This is a genomic window from Pelomicrobium sp., assembly GCF_036803785.1.
GTDB lineage: Bacteria > Pseudomonadota > Gammaproteobacteria > Burkholderiales > UBA6910 > Pelomicrobium.
Genome location: NZ_DAIRTR010000068.1, coordinates 1 through 16,920, shown reverse-complemented (window position 1 = coordinate 16,920; position 16,920 = coordinate 1). Strand labels below are relative to the sequence as shown.

Sequence of the window (16,920 nt, the reverse complement as noted above, 5' to 3'; positions counted from 1 at the left end):
CTCCTTCACCCCCCCTTGCCATCGAGGCCTTCGAGCTCACCAAGCGCTACGGGGAGCTGGTAGCGGTGGATGGGCTTTCCCTGGAAATCCCTGCGGGTCAGTTCTTCGGCCTCCTCGGGCCCAATGGCTCGGGCAAAACCACCACCGTGCACCTCCTCTCCACCCTGATCCGCCCCACTCGGGGACAAGCCTGGGTGGCAGGATTCGACGTCCTGTCCCAGGCGCTGGAGGTGCGCCGGGCGATTGGCGTGGTATTCCAGGACCCGGCCCTCGACCCGAGCCTGTCGGTGGCGGAAAACCTCCGTTTCGCCGGGATGCTCCACGGCCTCTCGGGCGCCGAAATCCGCCGCCGCACCGAGGCGCTGCTCGCCCTCTTTGGGCTCGCCGAGCGGCGGGACCACCCGGTCAGCCGCCTCTCCGGCGGGCAGCGCCGGGCCCTGGACATCGCCCGGGGTGTGATCCACGAGCCCCGCATCCTGTTCCTGGACGAGCCCACCATCGGCCTTGACGTGCCCAACCGGCGGCGCATCTGGCGCCTCATCGCACAGCTGCGGGCGCGCACGGGACTCACCGTGCTCCTCACCACCCACTACCTGGAGGAGGCCGTGGACTGCGACGTGGTGGCTTTCCTCAAGCAGGGCCGCATCGTGAACGCCGGCCCGCCCCAGGCCCTCATTGAGGGTCTGGGCACCCACGTGATCGAGATCGAGGGCGAAGGACTGCAGGATCTGGCCGCGACCCTCGCCCCCCGTCTCGGCGCAAGCCTCCTGGAAGGGGAGACCCTGTCTTTTCGCTTTCGGGGCGAGCCGGCGGCTCTCGCCGCCCTCCAAGCGGAGCTCGCTCCCCGGGTGGCAGCGCTGCGGGTGCGTAGGCCCAATCTCAACGACGTATTCCTGTGGACCACCCAGGCGGAGGCCCGGACGCCGTCGGAAGCGCAAGCCCCCCGCCCGGCGCGGGAACGGGTGCACCCATGATCGCCCGCCCCCTCTACGCCGTGCTGGAGCGGGAGCTGGTCAAGCTCTTCCGTCAGCGCGGGCGGCTTCTGTCCGCCATGGTGCGACCCCTGATTTGGCTGTTCGTGATTGGGGCAGGGTTCGACGCCCTGCTGGACCGGGGCGGTCCCGAGAGCTACCAGTACTTTCTCGTGCCCGGGGTGACCGGCATGGCCATCCTGTTCGGGGCAATGCTGGCAGCGCTCGCCACGGTGTACGACAAGGAATCGGGGGTGATGCGCATGCTCATCATCGCGCCCCTGCGGCACGCCTGGATCGTCGCGGCGAAGGCCCTCTCCGCCGCCTGCGCAGCCCTGGTCCAGGCGGCCCTTCTCCTTGTCCTGCTGGGCCTGCTGGGCTATCTCTCGCGGGGGGTCGACGCGCCCATGCTGGCAACCGGGCTGCTCGCGACCGCCGCCGCTTGCGCAGCCCTGGGGATGTTGGTGGCCGCCTTTACCCGGACTTTAGACAATTATGCGGTCATCATGAACCTGGTGATCTTTCCGGTCTTTTTCCTCTCCGGGGCCCTCTACCCGGTGAGCACCCTGCCCGATCCCCTGCGTATCGCCGCCCTGCTCAATCCCTACACCTACGGGGTCGATCTCTTGAAGCACGGAATGCTGGCCAACGCGGACTCCGCCCTGGCGCCCGACTTCAGCCCCACCCTGGATCTCACCGTGCTGGGCGCCTTCACCCTTGCCGCCCTCGCCCTCGCGTGCTGGCGTTTTTCCCGGGATAGCGCCTACGAGCCCCTGATCCACGCCATCGCCCGCCGACGGGATTGAGCAGGGCAGCCTCACGAGCCCCCCGCGCGCGGGATCGTCCGGCCGACCCTCGTGGCGATCGGCGCCGACGCCTTGCCTATCGCCTGCGCCGCGAGCACTGGGCCGACAGGATCCTGGGGCACCTTTCCGCGGCAGCTGGGGGAAGCTGGCGGCCCGTAGGCTCGTAGAGTACGTTGAGCCGCAGGCGGAACGCACCGCCCGGGGGCAAAAAAACGTCTCTGAGCAGTGCGCTGAAGCGCACCTACAGCCGCCCCGCCTGGAGCGCCTGGCGCACCAGAGCCTGGAACGCCGCTTCGTAGGCCCGGCGGAAGCCCTCTTCCTGCCGGCCCCGGGCCATCCCTTCCCCCTGGAAGCGGCCCAGGGCCGTCCCGTCCGGGCCGGAGAAGGTCACCACGACGCTGGCATAATAGGTATCGAAGGTGGGATTAAACGTGCTGGAGCCCTGCACCCGGGCGATGGGGTCCGGGCCCGACGGCTGCTCAGCGACCCGCACCTCGGCGAAGAGCTGCTTGAGGGCTTTCAGGGCGGCCTCCTGGACGATCCTCCCCTCCTCGAACCAGTAATGGGCGTAGCCGCCGGCGCCTCCCATGACGTAGGTATTGCGGGTAAGATCCCTGGGCGCCATGTAGAGGGTCACCGCGCCGGCGCTCGGCAGGAAAAGGGGTCCCGGGGATGCGGCCGCGAGCCGCATCTTGTCGGCCGGCGCAGGTGCCTGCAAGGCCGCCAGGGCTGCGCCGTCCTGGGCCAGCATCTCGGCGAGCGTGCGGAACGCCGCCTCGTAGGCCCGCCGGGCGCCCTCGTCCCCGGCTGCCCGGAACGATCCTTCCGCCGTGTACTCCCCCACTGTCTCGCCGGCGGCGGAGGAAAGGGTCACAGCGGCGGTGGCGTAGTAGACGCCCAGCAGGGGGTTGTAGGTGCTCCAGCCCCGGACCTGGGCCACGGGACGCGGGCCCCGGTTCTCGGCCACTGGCCTCACCCGCTCAAAGATCCGGGTGAGGGTCCGGGAGGCAGTCTCTTGAACGATCCGGCCCTCCTCCACCCATTCCCCCGCGTAGGAGCCGCTGGTGGCGATGCGGGTGCGGCGGGTGGCCTCCTCCGGTTCCATGTAAAGGGCAAGCTCCATCGGGAGGGGCAGCGTCACCGATGGCGGAGCGGAGGGCGCCGGTGGGGAGACGCCCGGGAGAGGCGCGGCCGGCGACGGCCGGGCCACAGCCGCTGCCGGGGCCGCGGGCTCCGTTCGAGGCGCGACCGGCGCAGAAGCCCCCGTGCCCGGAGAGGAGGGTGCCGGACCGCGGGCTCCCCCGGCGCCGAGAGCCGAGGGCGCCTGCCCTTGCCCCGGGACCGCTGGCGCGGCCGTCGCCACCCCGGGAGCAGCGCGGGAAGCACCTTCCAGCGCCGCCACCAGGGTCCCGTCGGCCCGCAGCCGCCGGGCGATCTCCTGGAACGCGCCCTCGTAGCCGCGCTGGAAACACGCTTCTCCACCGCCCTGGGACGAAGCCTCCGCCTCCAACCGCCCCAGCGTCTCGCCGCCGGGGGCGAGGAAGGTCACCACCACCGTGGCGTAGCAGGCTTTTAAGATGGGGTTGTAAGTGCTCCAGCCTTGGACGTGGGCCACCGGGTGGGACGCGGCCCGCTGCTTGACGGGCGCCGCTTGCGCGAAGAGTCCCGTGAAGGCCTTGAGCGCCGTGGCCTGCACCATGCGCCCTTCCTCGAACCAGTCACCCCCGGCATACCCCCCCGCCAACACGTGGGTGCGTTTGGTGGCTTCCTTGGGCGCCATGTAGATGCCTACCGTGGCCGCGATGGGGGCGGCGGCTGCCGCCCCTGGTGCGGCAGCCGAAACCCCCCGCCCGGGCGCGGGAGACAAGGGATCGAGCCGGCCGGTCCATTCCCCGAGCCGGGGAACGCTGCAACCGGAAAGGCTGGCCACCAGGAGGCCTGCCAGGGCCCACATCGCAGGCGTGAGGGCAGAGTTTCTCATCGGGGTCTCGACGGTAAGAGATGACAGTAGCGCCATTTTCCCCTACCAGCGCCGGGCGTAGAAAGATTTTTTCGAAAGCCGGGGGGTGGCTGTAAAACCTTGCCCGCAATTTCATGAAAATCATGATGGGAGAAGTCGCTATGCTTTTCCCGGGCACACTGCAAAGCGAAGAAAAACATGCGCCAGTCCATTTCCCTCACGCTTCTTGCCGCCGTCGTCTCCGGCTCGCCCGCCCCCTTCGGGGCGACGGCCGCCGAGCCCGAAGAGGCGACGGCGGTGCGCGCCTCCCCCGTGGTGGTGACCGCCACCCGCATCGAGCAGGAGAGCTTCGACCTGCCGCTGGCGATCGACGCGCTCGGCGCCCAGGTGCTCCAGGAAGGGCGGGCAGGGGTCAACGTGTCGGAGAGCTTGCCCCGGGTGCCGGGCACGGTGGTCCAGAACCGGGAAACCTTCGCCCAGGAGCAGCAGATCATCCTGCGGGGTTTCGGCGCCCGCTCCCAGTTCGGCGTACGAGGCATCCGGCTCTATGCCGACGGAATTCCCGCTAGTACCCCCGACGGCCAGGGGGGCGCGGGCTTGTTCGACCTGGACTCGGCGGCGCGCATCGAGGTGCTGCGGGGCCCCTTCTCCGCCCTCTACGGCAACCATTCCGGAGGCGTGGTGCAAGTCTTCACCGAGGATCCTCCCGAGCGAGCCTTCGTCGAACCCTACGTCCGCTTCGGCTCCTTCGACACCTGGAAAGCCGGGCTGAAGCTGGGCGGCTCTTGGGTGAGCGGAGGCTATCTGATCAACGGCTCCCGGTTCGAGACCGACGGCTTCCGGGACTGGAGCAGCGCGCGCAAGGACCAGGTGAACGCCAAGCTGGTCCAGACCCTCTCGGGCGGCGGACGGCTGCAGCTCACCCTCAACCATCTGGACCAGCCGGATAACCTGGACCCCCTAGGGCTGACGGCGGACCAGGTCCGGGAAAACCGGGAACAGGCGAGTCCCGCAGCGCTGCAGTTCAAGACCCGCAGGAGCCTTTCCAACTCGCAGGCGGGGGCGGTGTGGGAACAGCCCCTTTCCGCCTCCGACACCCTGCGTGTGGCCGCCTATTTCGGCCAGCGCAGCAATGAGCAGTTCCTCGCCATTCCCTTGATGACCCAGAACGGGCTGCGCCACTCGGGCGGCGTGAGCGTCTTCGATCGGGACTTTGGCGGCGCCAGCGTGCGCTGGACCCGCCGGAGCGAGGCTTTCGGCACGCCGTTCACCTTGACCGCTGGGCTCGACTACGACCGGGCCCAGGACGATCGCAAGGGCTTCCGCAACGAGCTGGGAAGCAAAGGCGCCCTCAAGCGGGACGAGGACAACTTAAGCGAGAGCTGGGGCGGTTACCTGCAGGGAGAGTGGCGGGCCACCGACGCCTTGAGCCTGCACGCGGGGCTACGCTACACCCGGGTGGATTTCGAGTCGAAGGACAAATTCATCTGCACCACCACGGTGAATACCACCGGCACGCCCCTGGGCACCTGCAGCGGCAGCACCCTGCCCGTGACCGCCACCAATTTCAACCCGGACGACAGTGGCAGCCGCCGCTTCTCCGCCTGGACGCCGGTGGCGGGACTGCTCTACCGCCTCACGCCGGCGGTCAACCTCTACGCCAACGCCGGCCGCAGCTTCGAGACCCCCACCTTCATCGAGATCGCCTACCGGCCCGACGGCAGCTCCGGGCTCAATCTGTCCCTGGAGCCGTCCAAGAGCAACCACTACGAAGTGGGGATCAAGGCCTTCCTCGGGGCCGACACCTTGGTAAACGCCGCCCTGTTCCAGATCGACACCCAGGACGAGATCGTGGTGTTCTCCAATTCCGGCGGGCGGGCCACCTTCCAGAACGCCGGCGACACCCGCCGTCGGGGCGCGGAGCTGTCCCTGGACAGCCGCTTAACCCGCGGGCTCTCCGCCTATCTGGCTCTCACCTACCTAGAGGCCCGGTTCCAGGACAGTTTCCCCACCTGTACCGGGTTCTGCACTGCGCCCAACGCCACCGTGGCCGCCGGCAACCGCATCCCCGCCGTGCCCGAGTACACGGTCTACGGGGAGCTCCAGTGGGAGTACCGGCCCCTCGGGCTCACAGCGGCCCTCGAAGGGCGTTGGAATGCCAAGGTGTACGTGGACGACCTCAACTCGGACTTCGCCCCCAGCTACTTCGTCGCTAGCGCCCGGGCCGTTTTCACCCAACGCTCCGGCGACTGGCTGTTCCAGGAGTTTCTGCGGGTGGATAACCTCTTCGACGAAGAGTACATCGGTGCGGTGATCGTGGGCGACGCCAATGGCCGCTTCTTCGCGCCGGCGCCGGGGCGCACCTTTCTCGTAGGCCTGTCGCTGCGTCGTCTTTTCTGACCCGTGCCGGCTTGCTGGTGTGTCAATCCTGGAACAGGCGCGCCATTCTGGGGCACTGGGCCAGATAATCGAGGCGTCCTCCCCGGGGTTTTGGCGCCTAGGCGCCGGGGCATGATCTTTGCGTGACGGGCGCCGGAGGCCGCCAGTTGGCTGTCTCCCTTTGCCGCCGCAGCGGTATCATGGCGCTTTGGACCCAGCGGTTCGTCAGGCCCGGAAGAGGAGGAGCTCCATCCCATGCTGAAATCCCTGTATATCAACCCGGACAAATGCACTGGATGCCTCCAGTGCGAGATGGCCTGTAGCTTCGAAAACGAGGGCGTGTTCAACATCGCCAAGTCCCGCATCAAGGTGTTCGACTTCCACCACGCGGGGCGTAAAGTCCCCTACACCTGTACCCAGTGCGCCGAGGCGTGGTGCCTGCACGCCTGCCCGGTGGAGGCGATCAAGATCGACGCCGCCACCGGTGCCAAAGTGGTGGTGGACTCCCTGTGCGTCGGCTGCAAGGTGTGCACCATCGCCTGCCCCTTCGGCACCATCAATTACAACGTGGACACGGGCAAGGTCATCAAGTGCGACCTGTGCGGGGGCAAGCCTGCTTGTGCCGAAGCCTGTCCCACGGGGGCCATCACCTACATCGACGCGGCCTGGACTGGGCTGGAGCGCATGCGCGCCTGGGCTGCCCGCACCGACACCCAGGCCCGCGCCTCTCACTGAGGAGGAACCGACCATGGCATGGCAAGGCAAGATCTTGCGCGTGAACCTCACGAAGGGGACCTGCACTCCCGAACCCCTCAACATGGCGTGGGCGCGCCAGTACCTAGGGCAGCGGGGGCTCGCCACCAAGTACCTGGTGTCCGAGATCGACCCCAAGGTCGATCCCCTGTCCCCGGACAACAAGCTCATTTTCGCCACAGGCCCCTTGACGGGCACCATGGCCTCGACTGGCGGGCGCTACTCGGTCATCACCAAGGGGGCGCTCACCGGGGCCATCGCCTGTTCCAACTCAGGCGGTTTCTTCGGAGCGGAGCTCAAGATGGCGGGTTGGGACATGGTGATCATCGAAGGCCGCAGCTCGACCCCTGTCTACCTCTACATCGAGAACGACCAGGCGCAGCTTCTGCCCGCCGACTTCCTGTGGGGCAAATCGGTGTGGGACACGGAGCCCGCGATCCAGGCACGTCACCAGGACCCCTTGATCCGGGTCGCTTGTATCGGGCGCGCGGGGGAAAACCAGGTGCTCTACGCCGCCATCGTCAACGACCTGCACCGGGCGGCGGGCCGCTCGGGGGTAGGGGCGGTGATGGGCTCGAAGAACCTGAAGGCGGTGGCGGTGCGCGGCACTCAAGGAGTGGGCAAGATCCGCGACCCCAAGGCCTTCATGGAGGCGGTGCGCACGGCCAAGGAGATCCTCAAAAACCATCCCGTGACCGGCCAGGGCCTGCCCAAGTTCGGGACCCAGGTACTCATGAACGTGATCAACGAGGTGGGGGCCCTGCCCACCCGCAACCATCGGGACGTGCAGTTCGAGGGCGCTCACAAGATCTCGGGTGAGGCCATGCACCAGCCCCGGCCCACCGACGGCAAGCCCAATCTGGTGACCAACCAGGCCTGCTTCGGCTGCACCATCGCCTGCGGGCGCATCTCCAAGATCGATGAGACCCATTGGACGGTGAAGAACAAGCCCGAGTACTGGGGCGCTTCCGGGGGCCTGGAGTACGAAGCCGCCTGGGCCCTGGGAGCAGCGAACGGCGTGGATGACCTGGAAGCCCTCACCTATGCCAACTTCATCTGCAATGAAGACGGTATGGACCCCATCTCTTTCGGGGCCACGGTGGGCGCGGCGATGGAGCTCTATGAAATGGGCGTGCTCACCGAGGCCGAGATCGGCATGCCCGCCCCCTTCGGCTCGGCCCAGGCCCTGTGCCGCTTCGCCGAATGGACGGCCCGGGGGGAAGGTTTCGGCAAGGTGCTGGGCCTGGGCTCCAAGCGGCTGTGCGAGAAATACGGCCATCCGGAGCTGTCCATGAGCGTGAAGGGACAGGAATTTCCGGCCTACGACGGGCGGGCGCTCCAGGGCATGGGGCTCGGCTACGCCACCGCCAACCGGGGCGCGTGCCACTTGCGCGGCTACATGGTGGCCACCGAGGTGCTGGGCAACCCGGTAAAGACCGATCCCAAGGCGACCGAAGGCAAGCCCGAAATGCTGAAGGCGTTCCAAGACGCCACCGCGGTGGTGGATTCCACGGGTCTGTGCGTGTTCACCACCTTTGCCTGGACCCTGGCGGACATCCAGCCTCAGATCCAGGCGGCCTGCGAAGGCGACTGGTCCTTGGAGGCCCTGAACCTTCTGGGCGAGCGCATCTGGAACCTGGAGCGGGAGTTCAACCTGAAGGCAGGCTTCACCGCCAAGGACGACACCTTACCGCCGCGCCTGCTCCAGGAGCCCTGCAAGACGGGCCCGCAGAAAGGGGAAGTGTGCCACCTGGACGTGATGCTGCCCCGGTATTACGAGGTGCGGGGCTGGACCCCGGACGGGGTGCCCACGCCGGAGACCCGCAGGCGGTTAGGATTGCAATGAAGTACGTGATCATCGGCAACGGCCCCGCCGGGGTGATCGCCGCCGAGACCCTGCGCCGGACCGATCCCTCGGGGGACATCGTGCTCGTGGGGGACGAGCCGGAGCCGCCTTACTCCCGTATGGCCATCCCTTACCTGCTGGAAGGCCAGATCGATGAGCGTGGCACCTGGCTACGCAAGGATCCGGGCCACTTCCAGCGGCTGGGAATTGCGCTGAAGACCGCCCGCGCCCGCGGAATCGATACCGCCGAGCGGCAGGTGGGGCTGGAAGACGGCAGCCGGCTCGCTTATGACCGGCTGCTCATCGCCACCGGCTCGCGGCCCGCCCTCCCGCCGGTGGCCGGGGGCGATGGCCCCGGGGTGCTGCCCTGCTGGAGCCTGGCGGACGCCCGCCGCATCATGGCCCGGGCCCAACCTGGCGCCCGGGTGGTACAGATGGGGGCGGGCTTCATCGGCTGCATCATTCTGGATCCCCTCCTCGCCCGGGGTGTGCAGCTTACCGTGGTGGAGATGGGCAACCGCCTGGTGCCCCGCATGATGGGCGAGGTCGCGGGTGACCTGATCCGCCGCTGGGTGGAACGCCAAGGCGTGAAGGTCTACACTTCCACTCGGGTGGAGCGCATCGAGACGAAGAGGGGCACGGAGACCCTGGAGGTGAGCCTGAGCGACGGCACTCGGCTGCCGGCGGAGCTGGTCATCAACGCCACCGGCGTGCGGCCCAATGTGGAATTCCTGGCGGGCAGCGGCATCGCCACCGATGTGGGCGTGAGGGTGGATGCCGCCATGCAAACCAGCGTCGCCGGCGTCTACGCCGCAGGGGACGTGGCCCAAGCGGCCGAGCTTGGCACGGGAAGGATGATCGTCAACGCCATCCAACCCAACGCCGCCGACCAGGCACGGGTCGCCGCCCTCAACATGGCGGGAAAAACGGCCAGTCTGGCCGGCACCCTGGTGATGAACGTACTCGATACCATGGGCCTCGTCGCCACCTCCTTTGGCCAGTGGATGGGGTTGCCCGACGGCGAAGGCGCGGAGCGCGCCGATCCGGAGCGCTTTCGTTATCTGCGCCTCGAGTTCCAGGACGACGTGCTGGTAGGGGCCCATGCCCTGGGGCTCACCGAGCACGTGGGCGTGATCCGGGGTCTGATCCAGACCCGTACCCCCCTGGGGCCATGGAAGGGCCGCCTGCTCAAGGACCCGACCCGGCTCATGGAGGCCTACCTCGCCCGCGCCCAGGGCGCGGCCGCATGAAAGTCACCCTCAAGCTCTTCGCCATGCTCCAGGACTACCTACCGGCGGAGGCCCGCGGCGAGCGGGCGCTGGAGCTCACCTTGCCCGAAGGCACGACGGTCGCTGCGGTGGTGGAACGGTTCCGCTTGCCCGAGAAGCTGGTGCATCTGACGCTGGTGAACGGAGAATACGTGGAACGGGAAGCCCGGGCGAGCCGACCACTCCGGGACGGGGACGTACTGGCCATCTGGCCGCCGGTAGCGGGAGGCTGAATGGCAGAACGAATGGCAGAGCCGGTACGGGTCGAGCGCCATCTGGCGATTAGCCACAAGGACTTCCTGCGCACGCTCCCCGCGGCCTTGGGACGGCGCCCGGACACGGAAGACCCGGCCAACATCCTGGTCAAGAGCGGCCCCGACAAGCGCCTGGAAATCCGGCTCTCCCCCGAAGGTACCCGCCAGATCGGCGCCCTCACCTTGCCCCAGACCGGTGTCGCCCTGGAGTTCGTGGGCTACACGCCCCAGGAGATCGAGCAGTTCATGCTGCGCTTCGATGCTTACTACCGGCGCGGCGGCGGCTGACGGTCCCTCGAGCCCATCCGCTCGCCCCATCGCCGCGGATTTTCGCCCTTGGACCTGACGCCCCTGATGGACATCGTCCGGGCCGCGGCCCGCTTCGATCCCAGCGGACAGCTCCCTTTCCACGCCGCCGGCGAGCCCGTGGGATGGGTGGCGCCCCGGCTCGCCGAGCGGCTCGAAGCCATGACAGAGGTATTCCTGGTGGGGGACTTCGGCGTCGCCCTCCATCCCGATCTGGCCACCCCCGAGGCCCGGACCCTGGCCCTCGCCCGGGCGGTGGAGACACTCGCCGCCGAAGGCTGGATCCCTGGGGTACGCCACGAGCTCTACGCCATTCGCCGCCGCTTCCACGCGCCGACCCTGTTCACTATCGAGCGGGCGGCGGCCCGCCCCTTCGGCCTCACCACTTTCGCCGTCCACGTGAACGGGCTCGTCCATCGTCCGGAGGGCGGCACGGATATGTGGATCGCCCGCCGCAGCCCCACGAAGCCCATCGATCCGGGCCTGCTGGACAACCTGGTGGGCGGGGGTGTCGCTGCCGGCCACACCGCAGCCCAGACCCTGGTCAAGGAATGCTTTGAGGAGGCGGGCATTCTAGAGCCCCTGGCCCGCAAGGCCCGCCCGGCCGGATGGGTGGGACTGCGGCGGGAGGTGCCCGAAGGGGTCCAGTCGGAGGTGATCTTCGTCCATGACCTGGCGCTGCCCCCGGAATTCACGCCGTGGAATACGGACGGGGAAGTGACCGAATTCCAGCGGGTCCCCCTCCAGACCTTGCCCCACACGCTGGCGCACGAGGCGGCCTCCTTTACCCTGGACGCTGCTCTGGTCATCCTGGACTGCTTGGTGCGCCACGGGGTGATCGGTCCCGACGATCGGGGCTACCAGTGTTTGGTGGCAGGCCTGCGGCCGAAACCCCTGGGCTGAAACCGGCAAAGCTGTCCCCGCGTCCAAAAATTGTTTTTGGCATCCAGGAGCGTCGCCATGCTCATCGGCGTACCCAAGGAGATCAAAACCCATGAGTACCGAGTGGGCCTTACCCCTGCCAGCGTGAAGGAGGTGATCGCCCATGGCCACCGGGTCCTGGTGGAACGGGGCGCGGGGGCCGGCATCGGCGCCACCGATGCCGAGTACCTGGGTGCCGGGGCCGAGGTCGCGGCGTGCGCCGAAGAGGTCTACGCCCGGGCAGAGATGATCGTGAAGGTCAAGGAACCTCAGCCCGCGGAGCGGGCGCGCCTCAGGGAAAACCAGATTCTCTTCGCCTACCTCCACCTCGCCCCCGACCCCGGCCAAGCTCGAGACCTTATGGCGCGGGGTGTGGTGGCCATTGCCTACGAGACCGTTACTTCCCCCGGCGGCGGGCTGCCCTTGCTCGCGCCCATGTCGGAGGTGGCGGGCCGCATGGCGATCCAGGCCGGCGCCCGCTGTCTGGAACGGGAAAACGGCGGCATGGGGGTGCTCCTGGGAGGCGTGCCTGGCGTGCCAGCGGCCCGCATTACCATCCTCGGCGCGGGCGTGGTGGGGACCAATGCGGCGCAAATGGCGGTGGGCACTGGCGCCCAGGTCACCGTTCTGGACCTCTCGGTGGAGCGGTTGCGCCGACTGGAGCATATGCTGGGGGCGCGGGTGGTCACCTGCTTTTCCAACCGCCACAACATCGAAGAGCATGTGCTGGGGGCGGAGCTGGTGATCGGCGCAGTACTGATCCCCGGCGCTGCCGCCCCCAAGCTGCTACCCCGGGCGCTGGTGCGGGCCATGAAGCCCGGCTCCGCCATCGTGGACGTCTCCATCGACCAGGGGGGCTGCGCCGAGACCTCCCGCCCCACCACCCATGCCGAACCCACTTACATGGAAGAGGGGGTGGTGCACTATTGCGTGGCCAACATGCCCGGGGCGGTGCCCCACACCTCCACCTACGCCCTCAACCACGCCACCCTGCCCTTCGTGCTGGCCCTCGCCGACAAGGGCTGGCGCCGGGCGATGGAGGAGGACCCCCACCTGCGGGAGGGGCTCAACGTGTGCCGCGGGCGTATCACCCACCGGGGCGTAGCGCAGGCTTTGGGGCTGCCCTTCCTGGAGCCCACGCGGGCGCTCGCCGCGTAAAAAAGCGCGGAATGCGCTGGGGGTCACGCTCCCCGGGCACGATCCCGGGCGATCACGCCCACCAGGGGATTTTCCGCCTTCAGCCGGCAGAGAAGCACCCGGTCGAAGCGTCGGGTGAGGGCCAGGGCAGCTTCCGCCGCTTGACGGGCCAGGACCTCTCGCCCGGGGTCGTCTACCATGTTGATCACCGGCACCACCCGCGCCGAACCGATCCCTTTCATGAGGCCTTCTTCGGAGGCCATGAGCCGCGCCACCTGCTCCGGCGTGAGCGGCTCGCCCCGCTTGGCCCCGCTCACTGCCTCGATCCGGTCGACGCGGTGAGCCACACGCTCGGACAGGGGTTCGCCGATGGCTCGGGCGGAAACGAGCGCGATGACGGTGGCAGTGCCCAGGGGGATCCGGGGCTCGTCCTCCTCCGGACATTTGATCCAACGCATGCGGGCCCCGTCGGCCTTGACCAGAGTGAGGGCGAAACCGGCCTCTCGGTGGATCTGCGCCACCACGGCTGGCGCCACGCCCCCAAGCCTCGTCGCCTTTCCGCTTGGAGCGAAATACGCCACCTTGGGGTGGCGAGCGGCTGCCGCCCGCACTCGTTCCGAGAGCATGGGCTCCTCGGCCACCACCTGGGTAACGGAAAGGCTCGCCGGCAGAGGTGGTGTGAGGACCGTAGCGGTAAAGGCTAAGGGCCCCGGATGGAGGGCGGCGAGGCGCTGGAGCACGCTCTTCTTCCCCCCCGCACCCACGGCGCACACGATGCCGCAGCGGGCGCCCAACAGATCGAGCAGATCCTCGCCCCTCACCCGACCGGGTTGCGGATCACGAGGGCTGTGTGCAGCGGCCGGATTTCGAAGCGCGGGCAAGCGTCACCCCGCTTTGTCACGACACCTGGTGCAGGCAGGGAGGCGGTGGCGCGCCCGGCGAGATTCGAACTCACGACCTTCGGCTCCGGAGGCCGACACTCTATCCAGCTGAGCTACGGGCGCGTGGGGCCTGTATTATGCCCCGTTCCCGCGAGTGCGTCCACGCCCATGCTTTGAGCGCCTTGCGCAAAGCCGCTATAATTCCACGACTTTTTTGCCCCTGGAACCCGGCATGGCAGACATCCATATCGAAGAGCATCCTTCCCTCATCAAGACGCCGAAGCAACTCATCATCACGGTGGTGCTCGCCTTCCTCGTGCCGGTGCTCGTCATCGTGATGATCGCCCACTTGATGACCGCCGGCATCAAAGCGCCGAAAGAGGCGATGACGCCGGAGGCCGTGGCGCAGCGGTTAAAGCCGGTGGGAACCCTGGTGGTGGCCGGCACCCCCGCTGCCGAAGCCGAGGCCCAGCGCCTTGCCGCAGCCACCCCCGCCCCTGCGCCGGTGCAAACCCCGGCGCCTGCGGCGGGCACCCAGACCGCCGCCCTGGACGGCCAGGCGGTCTATCAAAAAGCCTGCGCCGCCTGTCATGCCGCGGGGGTCGCCGGTGCGCCGAAATATGGGGACAAAGCGGCCTGGAGCCCCCGCGTCGCCCAGGGCATGGAGGCGCTTTACACGTCCGCCCTCAAGGGCAAGGGTGCCATGCCCCCCAAGGGAGGCAATCCCGCCCTGTCCGACGCGGAAGTGAAGGCCGCGGTGGACTACATGGTGGAGCACGCCAAGTAGGGACGAACGAAAGGGTCACGCGGGCGCAGACCCGGGTCTGCGCCTTTTTTGTTTCGCCCAGAACCATGGCCACCTACGCGATCGGCGACGTGCAGGGCTGCTACGATGCGCTGCGGCGCTTACTCGAAGCGATCCGCTTCGATCCGTCCCGGGACCGGCTCTGGTTCACCGGCGACCTGGTCAATCGCGGTCCCGCCTCCCTCAAGACCCTGCGCTTCGTGAAACGCCTGGGTACAGCGGCGGTGACGGTGCTGGGCAACCATGACCTCCATCTGCTGGCGGCTGCGCGGGGGGCGCGCCACCTCCATCGCCAGGATACCCTGGGGGAGGTGCTGGGGGCACCCGACCGGGACGAGCTGCTCGACTGGCTGCGCCGCCGCCCTCTGATCTACGCCGAAGGCTCTGCCCTCCTGGTGCACGCGGGACTGCTGCCCGAGTGGAGCGTGCCCCAGGCCCTCGAGCTGGGGCGGGAAGTGGAGCAAGCCCTGGTGCAGGACCTGGACGGCTTCTGCCGCCATATGTACGGCAATCGGCCAGACCGGTGGGACGAAGGCTTAACCGGCTATGAGCGCCTGCGGGCGATCGTCAACGCCATGACGCGGCTTCGAATCCTCACTCCGGACGGTCGCATGGAGTTCACCTACACCGGCCCCCCCGAGCTCGCCCCCGCCGGCTGCCTGCCCTGGTACGCCGTGCCCGGGCGCCGTAGTCGCAGCCATTTCATCGTCTGCGGCCATTGGGCCGCCCATGGGCTTGCCCTCACCGAGACGGTGGCGACGCTCGATACGGGCTGCGTGTGGGGAGGAAAGCTGACGGCTTTGCGCCTGGAGGATCGGCAGGTGTTCCAGGTCGCCTGCGGGGAAGGGGCAGGTTGAGGGCGGCGGCGATGGCCTGCTCCGACGCCCGGGCCAGCGTGTGGCGGGTGAAGCCGCGAGCGTCAATCGGCGAACAGAAGACGATCTCGGCCCGGGTGTAAGGCTCGCGCAGGAGGCGCCCGAGGGAGCCGGCGAAGCTCACGTCCCCGGCGTAGGGCGCCGCCCGGGACAGGGCTCCCGAGCCATCTCGATAGCGCAGCGCTGCGGGATGGACGGGCGCTCCCACCTCCACGGCGGGTTGGAGCAGGGAGGGGTGAAAGATTTTCAGCTCGGTGCCGTCGGTGGTGGTGCCTTCGGGAAAGACCGCCAGGCGCTCCCCGGCAGTCAACAGCTGCCGGATCGCTGCGTTCACCCGCGCCGCGTCATGGCGCCGGCTGCGCTCGACGAAAAGCGTTCCCGCCCGCTCGCTCAGGTAACCGATCACCGGCCAGCGCCGGATCTCCGCCTTGGCCACGAAACGGCATGGGCTCACCGCGGAGATGACGAAGATGTCGAGCCAGGAAACGTGATTCGCCACCACCACCTCCATGCCCGGTTCGACACCGGGAGGCTCGCCGGTCACGGCAAGCTCCACACCCAGAATGCCGAGCAGCTGGCGAGACCAGCGCTGCATGACCCGGGCTCGAGCGGACCGGTCGAGCCGCGGGTACTGAAAAGTCACGCGCAGGAGCCCCGCCGCCAGGTGAACCACTAGGCGCACGATCCGCCCCACGGAACGGACGAAAGAATGCAGGCTAGGCGTGGTGATGATCTTTCAGGAAATGGCGCGCATAGCGCTCGTTCAGGCGGTGCATGGGCAACAGAAGGAGGAGATCCGCGGTATTGAAGTCGGGATCCCAGGCCGGGTCGCCGCATACCCACGCGCCGAGGCGCAGGTAACCCTTGATCAGGGGCGGAACGGAGGCGTCCCACTCCGTCTTGAGCGCAGCGAGGGGAAGAGGGCAGCGCGGAAACACCCGGTATTCCACCGGACTCATGAAGCGCCGGCGCAGGTGCTGGTAGAGGCTGGCCGCCATCCGTCCCCCGTCGCCCATGGCGATGCTCGCGCAGCCGATCAGATACTCGTATCCGTGGCGGCGCATGTAGGCGGCGATGCCCGACCAGAGCAGGGCGATGATGGCGCCGTTGCGATAATCGGGGTGTACACAGGAGCGCCCCAGCTCCACAAGGCGCGGGCCCAGGTGGGCGAGCCGCACCAGGTCAAACTCGTCCTCGCAATAGTAGCCGCCGATACGCCTGGCGTTCTCGGGGCTTAGGATGCGGTAGGTGCCCACCACTTCGTGGGTCTCGCGGTCGCGCACCAGCAGGTGCTCGCAGTACGGGTCGTACAGATCGCGATCGATGCCCAGATGGGCGCTCTTCAGGCGCGCGCCCATTTCCTCTCCGAACACCCGGTAGCGCAGCCGCTGGGCCTCCAGGACGTCTTCCGGAGACTGGGCGAACTCAAGCCGGAGCCGCGAGCGCTGCACCGGGCACAGGGGCGATTGTCGGGTCAGCACGGTCGATTCCTTCTCCACGGCCAGCGCCACTATAGGCGAGCACCGTGACGGCTGCGTGAAGGACCCGCTAATCCTGGATGAAATCCCTGCCCGTCCCAGGTGCACCGGGCAGCCTCTCGGTTGCGCGTTGGGCTTAGTAGTGGGTGACCCGGGTCGCGCCGCCGCCGGACACCACCCTCACCCGGTCGCCGGGCTTGAAGCTCTCGTCAGCCTCCTGGGTCACCGCGATCAGGCCACCGCTATCGAGCTTCACCGTGATTTCCAGGCCGGGCCGACG

16 protein-coding genes and 1 tRNA gene are annotated in these 16,920 nt (G+C 68.3%); 12 read left to right on the top strand and 5 right to left on the bottom strand.

Annotated elements, in window-relative coordinates; genetic code table 11:
• The coding region (locus V7Q81_RS09395; protein WP_333842448.1) for an ABC transporter ATP-binding protein at positions 1-974 on the top strand (974 nt) is incomplete at its 5' end.
• Positions 971-1,777, top strand: a complete 807-nt coding sequence (locus V7Q81_RS09390; RefSeq protein ID WP_333842445.1) for an ABC transporter permease — start codon at positions 971-973, stop codon at positions 1,775-1,777. The genes V7Q81_RS09395 and V7Q81_RS09390, both read left to right, overlap by 4 nt.
• A gap of 241 nt (positions 1,778-2,018) precedes the next feature.
• On the opposite strand, the gene V7Q81_RS09385 is transcribed toward V7Q81_RS09390, so the two are convergent.
• The gene (locus V7Q81_RS09385) at positions 2,019-3,758 is read right to left on the bottom strand and encodes a hypothetical protein (protein WP_333842442.1); all 1,740 of its coding nucleotides are present in this window, start codon (positions 3,756-3,758) and stop codon (positions 2,019-2,021) included.
• Positions 3,759-3,935: 177 nt separating this feature from the next.
• Here V7Q81_RS09385 and V7Q81_RS09380 point away from each other — a divergent pair, with 177 nt between their 5' ends.
• From V7Q81_RS09380 to ald, 8 genes are all read left to right on the top strand, one after another.
• The gene (locus tag V7Q81_RS09380; RefSeq protein ID WP_333842440.1) at positions 3,936-6,137 is read left to right on the top strand and encodes a TonB-dependent receptor family protein; all 2,202 of its coding nucleotides are present in this window, start codon (positions 3,936-3,938) and stop codon (positions 6,135-6,137) included.
• A 234-nt stretch (positions 6,138-6,371) separates the two neighbouring features.
• Positions 6,372-6,851 carry a 4Fe-4S dicluster domain-containing protein gene (locus V7Q81_RS09375; protein ID WP_333842437.1) on the top strand — a complete coding sequence of 160 codons (480 nt, stop codon included), beginning with the start codon at positions 6,372-6,374 and terminating at the stop codon, positions 6,849-6,851.
• Positions 6,852-6,864: 13 nt separating this feature from the next.
• Positions 6,865-8,715 (top strand): aldehyde ferredoxin oxidoreductase family protein, encoded by a 1,851-nt coding sequence (locus tag V7Q81_RS09370; RefSeq protein ID WP_333842435.1) that lies wholly within the window; start codon positions 6,865-6,867, stop codon positions 8,713-8,715.
• Positions 8,712-9,965, top strand: a complete 1,254-nt coding sequence (locus V7Q81_RS09365) for an NAD(P)/FAD-dependent oxidoreductase (RefSeq protein WP_333842433.1) — start codon at positions 8,712-8,714, stop codon at positions 9,963-9,965. The genes V7Q81_RS09370 and V7Q81_RS09365 overlap by 4 nt, the downstream gene beginning before the upstream one ends.
• The gene (locus V7Q81_RS09360; protein ID WP_333842431.1) at positions 9,962-10,216 is read left to right on the top strand and encodes a MoaD/ThiS family protein; all 255 of its coding nucleotides are present in this window, start codon (positions 9,962-9,964) and stop codon (positions 10,214-10,216) included. Before V7Q81_RS09365 ends, V7Q81_RS09360 begins: the two co-directional genes overlap by 4 nt.
• On the top strand, positions 10,217-10,525 hold the full coding sequence (locus V7Q81_RS09355) for a hypothetical protein (RefSeq protein WP_333842430.1): 309 nt from the start codon (positions 10,217-10,219) through the stop codon (positions 10,523-10,525).
• Between the two features lie 48 nt (positions 10,526-10,573).
• Complete coding sequence (locus tag V7Q81_RS09350; protein WP_333842428.1) at positions 10,574-11,446, top strand: DUF4743 domain-containing protein; 873 nt, start codon at positions 10,574-10,576, stop codon at positions 11,444-11,446.
• 57 nt (positions 11,447-11,503) lie between these two features.
• Positions 11,504-12,622: an alanine dehydrogenase gene (ald, locus tag V7Q81_RS09345; protein ID WP_333842425.1), complete on the top strand. Its 1,119-nt coding sequence runs from the start codon at positions 11,504-11,506 to the stop codon at positions 12,620-12,622.
• Between the two features lie 23 nt (positions 12,623-12,645).
• Here ald and yqeC read toward each other — a convergent pair whose 3' ends face one another.
• Positions 12,646-13,422 (bottom strand): selenium cofactor biosynthesis protein YqeC, encoded by a 777-nt coding sequence (gene yqeC / locus V7Q81_RS09340; protein WP_333842423.1) that lies wholly within the window; start codon positions 13,420-13,422, stop codon positions 12,646-12,648.
• Between the two features lie 106 nt (positions 13,423-13,528).
• Positions 13,529-13,605, bottom strand: a tRNA-Arg gene (locus tag V7Q81_RS09335).
• Positions 13,606-13,714: 109 nt separating this feature from the next.
• Between V7Q81_RS09335 and V7Q81_RS09330 the strand changes: the two genes are divergently transcribed.
• Positions 13,715-14,269: a c-type cytochrome gene (locus tag V7Q81_RS09330; RefSeq protein ID WP_333842421.1), complete on the top strand. Its 555-nt coding sequence runs from the start codon at positions 13,715-13,717 to the stop codon at positions 14,267-14,269.
• Positions 14,270-14,334: 65 nt separating this feature from the next.
• Positions 14,335-15,144: a symmetrical bis(5'-nucleosyl)-tetraphosphatase gene (locus tag V7Q81_RS09325; RefSeq protein WP_333842419.1), complete on the top strand. Its 810-nt coding sequence runs from the start codon at positions 14,335-14,337 to the stop codon at positions 15,142-15,144.
• On the opposite strand, the gene V7Q81_RS09320 is transcribed toward V7Q81_RS09325, so the two are convergent.
• Together V7Q81_RS09320 and V7Q81_RS09315 are read right to left on the bottom strand one after the other, a co-directional pair.
• On the bottom strand, positions 15,029-15,844 hold the full coding sequence (locus V7Q81_RS09320; protein WP_333842417.1) for a lysophospholipid acyltransferase family protein: 816 nt from the start codon (positions 15,842-15,844) through the stop codon (positions 15,029-15,031). The genes V7Q81_RS09325 and V7Q81_RS09320 overlap by 116 nt on opposite strands.
• Positions 15,845-15,878: 34 nt before the next feature.
• Positions 15,879-16,622 (bottom strand): GNAT family N-acetyltransferase, encoded by a 744-nt coding sequence (locus V7Q81_RS09315; RefSeq protein WP_333842449.1) that lies wholly within the window; start codon positions 16,620-16,622, stop codon positions 15,879-15,881.
• Positions 16,623-16,920: the final 298 nt, after the last annotated feature.

What these genes read in the sequence shown, in the direction of transcription:
- V7Q81_RS09360 (WP_333842431.1), top strand. Translation starts at nt 9,962, where the DNA reads ATGAAAGTCACCCTCAAGCTCTTCGCCATGCTCCAGGACTACCTACCG.
- V7Q81_RS09365 (WP_333842433.1), top strand. Translation starts at nt 8,712, where the DNA reads ATGAAGTACGTGATCATCGGCAACGGCCCCGCCGGGGTGATCGCCGCC.
- ald (WP_333842425.1), top strand. Translation starts at nt 11,504, where the DNA reads ATGCTCATCGGCGTACCCAAGGAGATCAAAACCCATGAGTACCGAGTG.
- V7Q81_RS09390 (WP_333842445.1), top strand. Translation starts at nt 971, where the DNA reads ATGATCGCCCGCCCCCTCTACGCCGTGCTGGAGCGGGAGCTGGTCAAG.
- V7Q81_RS09330 (WP_333842421.1), top strand. Translation starts at nt 13,715, where the DNA reads ATGGCAGACATCCATATCGAAGAGCATCCTTCCCTCATCAAGACGCCG.
- V7Q81_RS09355 (WP_333842430.1), top strand. Translation starts at nt 10,217, where the DNA reads ATGGCAGAACGAATGGCAGAGCCGGTACGGGTCGAGCGCCATCTGGCG.
- V7Q81_RS09380 (WP_333842440.1), top strand. Translation starts at nt 3,936, where the DNA reads ATGCGCCAGTCCATTTCCCTCACGCTTCTTGCCGCCGTCGTCTCCGGC.
- V7Q81_RS09370 (WP_333842435.1), top strand. Translation starts at nt 6,865, where the DNA reads ATGGCATGGCAAGGCAAGATCTTGCGCGTGAACCTCACGAAGGGGACC.
- V7Q81_RS09375 (WP_333842437.1), top strand. Translation starts at nt 6,372, where the DNA reads ATGCTGAAATCCCTGTATATCAACCCGGACAAATGCACTGGATGCCTC.
- V7Q81_RS09385 (WP_333842442.1), bottom strand. Translation starts at nt 3,758, where the DNA reads ATGAGAAACTCTGCCCTCACGCCTGCGATGTGGGCCCTGGCAGGCCTC.
- V7Q81_RS09325 (WP_333842419.1), top strand. Translation starts at nt 14,335, where the DNA reads ATGGCCACCTACGCGATCGGCGACGTGCAGGGCTGCTACGATGCGCTG.